The following is a 9,372-nucleotide window of genomic DNA, read 5'->3' as shown; positions in this document are numbered from 1 at the left end:
GGACTGCTCCTGGAGGTGACCGCCAACGGGATCTGCGGAACGGACCAGCACCTGGTCTCCCGCGATCCCCTCAGGCCCACCGTACTGGGGCACGAGATCGTGGGACGGGTGGTCGCGTTCGGCAGCGGCCACCCGCGGCAGGACGCGGACGACACGCCGCTGGCGGAAGGCGACTCGGTGGCCCTGTTCCCCTGGGTGCCGTGCCACACATGTCTGGAGTGCAGGCGATTCGGCCCCGGGGCCGCCACCTGCACCGGAGCGTTCGTCTACGGCATTCCCCTGGAGGACCTCGGCCTGGAGGGCGACCGGAGCGCCGCGGACGACGGCCCCGCCCTCACCGGAGGCTTCGGACGGCACCTCGTGGTCATGCCGGGCACGTACCTGTGGCGGGTCCCCGAGCACCTGCCCGCGGAGGTCGCGTCCCTGCTCGACCCCCTGGGCGTGGCCGTGCGCGCGGTGGACCTGGCCAGGACCCCGTCGGGCACCTGGGACGAGACGCTGACGAGCGACGCCACCGCGGTGGTGCTCGGTGCCGGTGCCGTCGGCCTGCTCACCGGTCTGGTGCTCCGTCATCTCGGTGTCGGCACGGTGGTGGTCTCCGGATCGCGTCCGGGCCGTCTGTCTGCGGCGAAGGACATCGGCATGGACGTGGTCCTGGACACGGCCGGACTCGACCCGGACGCGCGGCGACGGGCCGTGCTCGACCTGACCCGCGGCCGGGGCGCCGACCTCGTGATCGACTGCGCGAGCCGGCCCGCCGCCATGGCGGAGGCGCTGGGCATGGTGCGCCGACTGGGAACGGTGATCGAGGTGGGCAACATCGTGCCGGGGGACAGCGGCATCACCGTCGATCCGGCCCGTGACATCTGCCGGCGCAACGTGCGCCTGATCGGCATGAGTTTCAACCCTCCGCGCTCGTTCGCGGAGGCCATGGCGCTGCTCCGGCAGCACGACCGGATCCCGTTCGAGCGGCTGATCACCCACACCCGTCCGTTCGACCGGATCCACGACGCGCTGGACGACCTCGGCGGGCAGGACGCCGTCAAGGTCGTCCTCACCCCGTAGGCGGCGCAGGCCGCGGCGATCTTCGTCCTCACGGCAGAACGCCTGCCTGGGGTCACCGGTGCCGAAGCGCAGGTCCTCGTCGTATTTGGCGCCGTTCTGGCCGTTGAGGTCGATGTGGAACAACTTGCCCGCCCACAGTGCCTGTGCGATGCCGTGCGGGAAGTTCAGTCCGGCCATCTGCTCGTGGCCGGTCTCGGGGTTGACACCGAACAGTTCGGGCCGCTCCAGGCGTTCGATGAAGGCGAGGGCGTGGCCGACCGTGGGAAGGAGGATGTCGCCGCGCGGCTCGTTCGGCTTGGGCTCGATCGCGAACCTGATGTCGTGGCCCCGTTCCCGGACGTGCTCGGCGAGGAGGCCGACCGCCTCCTTCATGCGCTCCAGTGCGGCCCGGACGTCTTTCGCCGCACCGGATTCGGTGCCTTCCCGTCCTCCCCGGAACGGTCATGCCGGTCCCGTCCAGCGCCTTGCGGAACCGCGTGAGGGCGGTGTGCCGTTCCTCGTCTCCGGCGCCCGGTGGCACCAGGTCGTCGTCGTGGAACGTCACTCCGTAAGCGCCCAGCTCCGCCAGACGGTGAACGCTCTCCACCGGGTCGAGCGGTGCGCGAGACCGATCCGGAGGTGTGGTGGGATGCGCTCGGGAGAGCCGTCACCGCCGGGCCCGGCAGCCTCGCCCGAGGGACATACTGGGCGGTGCGGACGCGTGGAGCGCCCGCACCGGATCGGTTCCGGTCACCTCCCTCACCGCCGCGAAATGGCTCTGGCTGCGCCAGAACGAACCCGGCACGGCCGCGGAATGCACGGCGGTCCGGCTCCCCCACGGCTTCCTGACCGAACGGCTGTGCGGTGCGGCGGTGACCGACCCGGGCGACGCCTCCGGCACCGGCTGGTTCGACACCCGTCTGGGTGCCTACGACCCCGAACTGCTGGAGTTCCTCGGGCTGTCCCCGGGCTGCTTCCCGAGGTCGCCGCCGCGGTGGGGCTGGGGCTCGGGAAGTCCGGCCTCCTCGGCCATCCGGTGGTCAGTCTGGGCACGTCCGGCACCGCCTTCGCCGTCACCGCGGACAGGCCCCGCACACTGGGTCTCCCACAGGTCGCGGGCTTCGCCGCGGCGGACGGCACGTACCTCCCCCTGGCCTGCACGCTCAACTGCACCCTCGCCGTCAAGAAGATGTGCACGTCGCTGGGGCTGGACCGCGACGACACCGCACCCGGAGGAGAGGTGGTCCTGCTGCCCCATCTGGACGGGGAACGCACGCCCGACCTGCCGGGGCGTCGGGAATGCTGACCGGCCTACGCCACACCACCACCCCGCAGCAACTGCCCGGCGCCGCCTACGAAGGCGCGGTCTTCACCCTGCTGCGGGCACTGGACGACCTACTGCTCGCCGGCGGCCTCGACCCCGCCGACCCGGGCACGACCACGCTCCCCCTCCGCCTCGTCGGAGGCGGCGCGGCCGGCCGCTCCTGGCGGGACACCGTCCGATGGCTCTCCGGGCGTCCGCTGGTCCTCCCCACCCGCACCGAACACGTCGCCCTCGGAGCCGCCGCGCTGGCCGCCGGCGCGACGGGCGAGGATCCCGTCACCGTCGCCCGGTCGTGGACCACCGGAGCGGACACCGAGCTGCCGGCCGTGGAGAGGGACACCGGGACATGGGAACGGATCGGCTCGGTCCTCGACGAAGTCATTCCCCCCGCGGCGGCTTCCGGGGATGCGCCCGTGATGCAGCGGCCCGGCCTCCGGAGCCCGCGGTGACCGCGGAAGTCGTCCTCCTCGCCCTGGTGATCGCCCTGTCGCCGTTCACGCTCATTCCCGCGCTCTTCATGCAGTTCGCCCCCAGGGCGCACGCGGCCGGCGGCGCCTTCCTGGCTGGCTGGGTGGCCGGCGTCGCGGTGCCGGTCTCGGTGTGCGTGGCGCTGACCCCGCTGGTGCAGCGGTTCGGCAGCGAGCAGTCGTGGACCGCCTGGGTGCGGATCGGGGTGGGCGTGCTCCTGGTCCTGCTGGGCATCCGGCAGTGGCGGGTCCGGCACGGCAAGGCGGCGCCCGGCTGGATGCGGCTGCTCTCGGACGCCACCCCGGCCCGGGCAGCCCGGCTGGGGCTGATGCTCTCCCTCCTCAACCCGAAGATCTTCCTGCTGTCCGCCGCGGCCGGCATCGCCGTCGCGACCGAGGATCCGACCCCGTCCGGTGCCGTGTCCGCGGTGGCGCTGTTCACCGCCTGTGCCGCGAGCACGGTCCTGCTGCCCGTCCTGCTCCGGCTCGTCCTGGGGGAACGCGTCGTGGGGCCCCTCGCCCGCACCCGGAGCGCGCTGGAGCGCAATGCCGCCGCGGTCATGGCCGTCGTCATCGCCGCGATCGGGCTCCTCCTGCTCGCCGAGGGCCTCGCAGCGGTCTGACCGGGGCCTGCGCGGGGACGACAGCGAGGCGCACGAGCAAGGCTCCCGGCACTGGAGGACCAGTGCCGGGAGCCTGATGTGCGCCCCGGGATCTGCCGGGCTTCGCTTCGGCCCGTTTCCCTACTCGCGGCTGGTCGCAGCGTGGGATGCGCCGAACTCTGCGGTGAGGGCCTGGGTGATTTCCTGTGCAACGGTCATGACCAATCATTCCTTTCATTCGGTCCACGGATCTTCCGTGGCGGTATCCGGTTCAGCAGCGCGACCGGTGGTCGGGCTTCGCTCGGGCTTCGCCTTTACTCGGCGGAGATCTTGGCGTGGATCGCGCCGAACTCTGCGGCGAGGGCCTGGATGATTTCCTGCGCAACGGTCATGACCGGTCATTCCTTTCATTCGGTCCACGGATCTTCCGTGGTGATATCCATTTCAGCAGCGCGACCGGAGCGGGCTTGTCATCCGCACGGACGAACGGGGGGATGACCCGGGCGGCCGTGCCCGCATCACCTGGCCGCTCGCAGCAGCGGACCGCGCCTGCGCCAGGCCGGCATGCGGGTCCTCGCCAGGGCGAGCAGCGCGAGGGTCAGGCCGCCGAGGCCGGCGGCGGTGAAGCCCCATCCGGCGGAGGTGCGGTCGATCACCATGCCGATGACGGGACTGGCGGCGGCGACCGCGAGGCGCATCACCGACTCGTAGCGGCCCATCGCCTCGCCTGCGCCTCCGGCCGGGGCGGCATTGCTGATCACTTCCGTGCCCGCGACCAGGGTCGGCGTACAGAACAGGTTCGCGGGCACCAGGGCCAGTGCCAGCAGCCACCAGGAGTGGCTCAGGAGGCCCACAGGCAGCAGCAGCGCACACATCAGCGCGGCCAGTACGCCGTGCGGCAGTGGCCGGCGGAGGCAGCCGTACACCAGCCCGCCGGCTATCGAGGCCACGGACAGGATGGCCATGACGATGCCGCCCCAGTGCATGTGGCCAACGGTGCGCAGGGAGGCGTACACGGCGACCTCCATGCCCATGACGGCGAAGATCGTGCCGCCGGCCATGATCAGCGTCCTCCGTGTCGCGGCGTCCGTCCGGCGCCGGGAGCTCCGTCCCGCCGGCTCGGTGCCGGCTCCCACCGTGTCGCGGGCCAGCGGCGGTTTCCTGATCACGAGAGTGGCGGATGCCAGGGCGATGCAGACCGCTATGCAGGTCAGCGAGGCCGTCGCGGAGAAGTGGGAGGCCGCCAGGATGGCGAGGGTCGGCCCGAGGATGAACGCGGTCTCGGTGGACATCATGTCCAGACAGAGGGCGGCCCTGCGCAGGTGCTCGGGGACCAGCGAGGCCATGAGCTGGCGGCCGAGCGGGCTGAACGGCACGGCGACCAGTCCCGCCAGGAGGCCGAGCGGCAGGACGACGAGGTAGGGCAGGTGGCCGGCGGCCGCCCAGTAGGCCGCCGAGCACAGTCCGCAGACGGCGACGACGCTCCGGGCCCCGAATCGGTCGATCGCCCGTCCCACCCGGGGCGCCCCCAGGGCGGTGCCGAGCAGCCAGGCGGCGGCGAGCAGGCCGGCGGCGCCGTACCCGAGGCCGCGGTCCTCCATCACGTGGAGCGTCACCGAAACGCTGACGGCCGTCAGCGGGAGGCGCGCGAAGAAGATCAGCAGGATCGTCGGGCGGACCCCGGGCAGCGCCAGGACCTCCCGATAGGTCTGGGGCAACATCGGCGACCACTCCGTGGGACTCGGTGCGCGGGCAGGGGACCGAGCCAGTCAACCGGCGGTCCCGGTTCCGTACCCTCATCCGATCGGATGGCGTGGAGGCCGAGGACGGAGCCACAGTGGCGGCCGACCCTCGGGGCGGGCCGTCCGAAACGCGCGAGTTCGTCCGCCTGTGGGCCCAATGGGAGGAAGCGAGCCCGGACGGAGCCACCCTACGGTCGTGGCCAGCGGTCGCACGAAGGGATCCACTCACCATGGCAGCACTGACACCGGCATCGGTGATGAATGGGCACGTGAACGATGGGCTCTTCGTCCTGTCCGTCGTCGAGCGGCTGTCGCCATCGGTAACCGTCCGCCGACTCGGTGACCTCCCGGTCCTGGTCATCGACCACGCGCGCGTCCGGGGCGCGGTCACCGTCCAGGGGGGACAGGTGATCGCCTGGCAACCGGCGGGATCCGCGCCGGATGGCCTGTGGCTGGCCGAGCGGAACACCTGGCGGGCCGGAGAACCGGTCTGGGGCGGGGTGCCGCTGTGCTGGCCGTGGTTCGGTCGCGCCGGGCAGCCGTTGCACGGTTTCGCCCGGATCCTCGACTGGGATCTCGTCACGCTCGACGAATCCGAGGACGGCGTTGTTCTGACCCTGTCGCTGAGCAGCTGTGGCGAGACGCTCCGGCAGTGGCCGCACGACTTCACCCTGTTCACCCGCATCGTGCTCGGTGCGACGTGTGAGATCGAGGTCGCGGCGCACGGTGAGCACACCAGCACGGCAGCTCTGCACACCTTCCTGTCGATCGGCGACTTGGGCCGGGCTCGGCTCTCCGGGCTCGGCAAGCGGTATGCCGACAACCTCCTGTCGACGAACGTGGACGACGCCGACGGTACGGTGACGCCCGCAGGCCACATCGAGAGGATCTACACCGATCCGGAGGAGGGCTGCGTCGTCAAGGACACGGCCCGCGGCCGGGCCGTCGGGATCACGCACCACGGGGCGGGCGACGTGGTGGTCTGGAACCCCGGCCCGGATCTGTCAGCCTCCACGGCCCAGCTGACGGAAGCGGACTACCGCCACTTCCTGTGCGTGGAAACCGGACGGATCAACACCCCGCTGACGAGCACGCCCGGCCACCCCGGCCGGCTCGGCCTCACTCTGCGCCTGCTCTCCAACGCCTGAATGGGCCCGGAGTGCCGGACGGGCCGGGGGTACCGGATGCGCCGGGGGGAGGCCGGACCAGGAAGGTGACGTGCACCCAGGGGCCGGCCAGAGCCACCACCGCCGCGATCCCGATGCCGACGACGAGGTCCGCGTGGGACGTGTACGGGCGCAGCAGGACCGTCGCGGGGATGGCGGCCGCGACGAGGCAGCACTTGGCGAAGGTCGCCCGGAGGACGGACAGGTGCGGGGCTTCCTGCCGTCCCCGCTTCCGGCTCCGCCGCCGCTGAGCCCCGTGCAGCAGCGGCGGCACCACGAGGAGGAAGGCCAGCAGCCGGACGGCGTGCTCCCAAACCGGCATGCCGCGGTTCACGCCCCACGCGGCTCCGAAGAGCAGGCCGATGAGGAGATACCCGCGTCGCAGGGCCGCGGGCCGGGGCCACGGCGCGGTCGTGCCGGTGCGGGAGGGCCGGCCACCCGCGGTGCGGGACGTTCGCCCGGTCATCTTCCCCCCTCCATGGGCGTCCTCGTGCGACGTCATGCGGGTGCCTCGACTTCGAGGGTCCGCGTTTCACCGGGCAGGCTGTCGTGCAGATCGGCGACGAGGTCGGCGCGGAGGGAGGCCAGGGAAGGATCGTCCCACCGGTTGTGCCACTGGTGGGGGTCGTCATGGACGTGGTACAGCTCGCCCTCCGTGCCGTCGTACTGGATCCAAGTGGGGGTCAGGACGGCATCCCCCCAGGTCTTCTCCAGCCCGTTGGGCCGCCCCGCCGTGGACGTGCCGTACGCAGTGCAGAGCCAGCCGTCACGGTAGATGGTGCGCATGTGCATGCCGTAGCCGGGGAACTGGCTGTCCCATTCGCACAGGACCCGCTCGTGGCGGCCCTCACCGTCGGCGAAGGGGAGGGCGTTGCCCTGCATCCAGTCGGCCGGGGGAATGCCCGCGATGGCGCAGAAGGTCGGGGCGAGGTCCAGCTGGCCGACGGGGTCGCTGATGACGGCCGGGACGACGGGGCCGGCGGAGGGGGCCGGACGCCACACCAGCGGGAGGCGCATGAGCGCGTCGACGTGGAAGGGCCCCTTGTAGAGGAAGCCGTAGTCCCCTTGCATCTCGCCGTGGTCGGTGGTGAAGACGACGTCGGTGTTCTCGGACAGTCCGAGTGCGCGCAGGCAGGTCAGGATCCGGCCGCACGCCTCGTCGATGAGCTCGTTCATGACGTGGACGCGCGCGTTGATCTCGCGGATCTGGTTGTGCGTCAGTCTTTCGGGCACGAAGGCCATCGGGCCGCCTTCGGCGTTGGCCCAGGTGCCTTCGTAGTAGGCGAGCCAGTGGGCGGGACGGTTCGCGAGGATCCTGCGGATCTCCTCGTCGCTGCCCGGGTGGCCGGCCGGGAGGTCCAGGTCGCGCCAGTCGACGCGGGACATCTCCGACGTGGGCGGGTCCCACGGGTGGTGCGGGTCGGGGAAGCTGACCCAGCAGAAGAAGGGATCGGCCGGGTTCTGGGCACGCAGCCATTCGACGGTGCGGTCGGCGACCCAGTCGGTGTGGTAGAGGTCGCGGGGGATGACGTTGTGCTTGGCCTCCGGTGCGCCGGTGTCGCCGCCGGGCCGGGCGCCGAGGAGGTCGGCGTAGGCGTGGAGGAACTCGCTGTGCTCCGTGGCGATCCAGTCGCCGTAGTGGCCGATCCGGAAGTCGTCGAAGGCCGCTGCGTGCGCGGCCTGGACGGCGTAGTCGAAGCCGCGCCACGAGCCGGTGGCGCCGGTCGCGGCGCGCCGGGTCTCCGTGTAGCGGTACTGGGGGTCGAAAGCCGGCTCGAAATGGGCCTTGCCGATCAGCGCCGTACGGTACCCCGCCCGGTCGCGTAGGTGGGCCGCCACGGACGGGGCGTCCTCCGGTAAGGGGATGCCGTTGGCGACGACTCCGTGGGTGCGTACGTACTGGCCCGTGAGGAGGGTGGAACGGGCGGGCATGCACACGGTGTTCTGGTTGTAGGCGCGCTCGTAGCGGTAGCCGGCCGCCGCCAGCCCGTCGAGGACGGGGGTGCGGGCGATCGTGTTGCCGTTGCAGCCGAGCGCGTCGTAGCGCTGCTGGTCCGTGGTGATGAAGAGGATGTTCCGGGGCGTGGTCACTGCGCTCCCTCCCGTCCGGTGCAGCACAGCAGGACGGTCGCCGCCAACCCCCGGTCCCGGTATCCGGCCGCTTCCTGGTACTGACCGGACGTCACCATCTTCGTGAACGCCTCCTTGGACGGGTAGGCCACGAGTGCCACGGCGTCCCATCCGTCGAGTGCCGGGTCACCGACGACGAGGTGCTCGACGAGGCCGACCCACTTCAGCTCCGCCCCGACGTCCGCGAGCCGTTCTCGGACCAGTTCCTCGTAGCGGCCGTACTCCTCGGGCCGGTCGCTGAACTTGAGCAGATTGAGCATGACGATCTCCCCGCTCCCCTCGCCCTCGAGCAGCCCGGCGGCCTGCTCGGGGGTGGGGACCAGACCGGACGTGCGCATCATGAAGCCTCCTCGACGAACGACGCGATGACCTCCACGACGCGGTCGGCCGCGTCCTCCTGGAGGAAGTGGCCCGCCCCGGCGACGGTGCTCCGGCGGGCCGTGGGGAACGCCTTCAGGAAGGGCTCGTCGCCGCCCCGGGTGATCGGATCGCCGTCGCTGAAGGCGGTCAGGACCGGGCGCTCGAACTCCTTGAAGGCACGCCAGGCGCGGCGTTGGTCGTCCGCGGCCGGGTCGTCGGGCGTGGTGGGGACCAGCGAGGGCATGACCCGTGCGCCGGCCTGGTACGTGGGATCGGGGAACGGTGCGTTGTACGCGGCCTGCACGGCCCGGTCGACCGGGCGGTGGGTGCCGAGCTCGACGACGGCCCCGGCGTCGAAGACCGGTGTGGTCGCGGCGAACCTCTGCCACGACAGGAAGTGCTCGGGGGCCGCTGTGTCGCCGGTCGGCAGTCCGGTGTTCGCGAGGACGGCCCGGCTGAAGCGGTCGGGCGCTCCGGCCAGCAGCCGCAGACCGATCATTCCTCCCCAGTCCGGGCCGAACAACGTGCCCTGGCGCC

At 71.8% G+C, this 9,372-nt stretch carries 8 protein-coding genes and 2 pseudogenes; 4 read left to right on the top strand and 6 right to left on the bottom strand.

Features of this window, described 5'->3' with window-relative positions:
- The coding region (locus tag ACFV0Q_RS32685; RefSeq protein ID WP_385010298.1) for a zinc-binding dehydrogenase at positions 1 to 1,065 on the top strand (1,065 nt) is incomplete at its 5' end.
- 36 nt (positions 1,066 to 1,101) lie between these two features.
- On the opposite strand, the pseudogene ACFV0Q_RS32680 reads toward ACFV0Q_RS32685, so the two are convergent.
- Positions 1,102 to 1,678: pseudogene (locus ACFV0Q_RS32680) on the bottom strand (xylose isomerase); the annotation flags it as partial.
- On the opposite strand from ACFV0Q_RS32680, the pseudogene ACFV0Q_RS32675 reads away from it, so the two are divergent.
- A pseudogene (locus ACFV0Q_RS32675) lies at positions 1,666 to 2,817 on the top strand (FGGY family carbohydrate kinase); the annotation flags it as partial. The pseudogenes ACFV0Q_RS32680 and ACFV0Q_RS32675 overlap by 13 nt on opposite strands.
- Complete coding sequence (locus ACFV0Q_RS32670) at positions 2,814 to 3,458, top strand: GAP family protein (RefSeq protein ID WP_385010296.1); 645 nt, start codon at positions 2,814 to 2,816, stop codon at positions 3,456 to 3,458. The pseudogene ACFV0Q_RS32675 and the gene ACFV0Q_RS32670, both read left to right, overlap by 4 nt.
- A 497-nt stretch (positions 3,459 to 3,955) precedes the next feature.
- Here the strand turns inward: ACFV0Q_RS32670 and ACFV0Q_RS32665 are convergent, their stop codons facing one another.
- A complete protein-coding gene (locus tag ACFV0Q_RS32665; RefSeq protein WP_385010294.1) occupies positions 3,956 to 5,158 on the bottom strand; it encodes an MFS transporter in 1,203 nt (400 codons plus the stop codon).
- A gap of 290 nt (positions 5,159 to 5,448) precedes the next feature.
- On the opposite strand from ACFV0Q_RS32665, the gene ACFV0Q_RS32660 reads away from it, so the two are divergent.
- The gene (locus tag ACFV0Q_RS32660) at positions 5,449 to 6,327 is read left to right on the top strand and encodes a D-hexose-6-phosphate mutarotase (protein WP_385010292.1); all 879 of its coding nucleotides are present in this window, start codon (positions 5,449 to 5,451) and stop codon (positions 6,325 to 6,327) included.
- Here ACFV0Q_RS32660 and ACFV0Q_RS32655 read toward each other — a convergent pair.
- The 4 genes from ACFV0Q_RS32655 to ACFV0Q_RS32640 all read right to left on the bottom strand — a co-directional run.
- Positions 6,299 to 6,811: a hypothetical protein gene (locus ACFV0Q_RS32655; protein WP_385010290.1), complete on the bottom strand. Its 513-nt coding sequence runs from the start codon at positions 6,809 to 6,811 to the stop codon at positions 6,299 to 6,301. The two genes, ACFV0Q_RS32660 and ACFV0Q_RS32655, sit on opposite strands and share 29 nt — an antisense overlap.
- Positions 6,812 to 6,843: 32 nt before the next feature.
- The gene (locus ACFV0Q_RS32650; protein WP_385010288.1) at positions 6,844 to 8,436 is read right to left on the bottom strand and encodes a sulfatase; all 1,593 of its coding nucleotides are present in this window, start codon (positions 8,434 to 8,436) and stop codon (positions 6,844 to 6,846) included.
- Complete coding sequence (locus ACFV0Q_RS32645) at positions 8,433 to 8,816, bottom strand: DUF1330 domain-containing protein (protein WP_385010286.1); 384 nt, start codon at positions 8,814 to 8,816, stop codon at positions 8,433 to 8,435. Before ACFV0Q_RS32645 ends, ACFV0Q_RS32650 begins: the two co-directional genes overlap by 4 nt.
- On the bottom strand, positions 8,813 to 9,372 hold a 560-nt coding region (locus ACFV0Q_RS32640; protein WP_385010285.1), incomplete at its 5' end, for an alpha/beta fold hydrolase. The genes ACFV0Q_RS32645 and ACFV0Q_RS32640, both read right to left, overlap by 4 nt.

It is taken from the genome of Streptomyces sp. NPDC059564 (assembly GCF_042735575.1).
Classification (GTDB): Bacteria; Actinomycetota; Actinomycetes; order Streptomycetales; family Streptomycetaceae; genus Streptomyces.
This window is presented reverse-complemented; position numbering and strand designations above follow the sequence as displayed.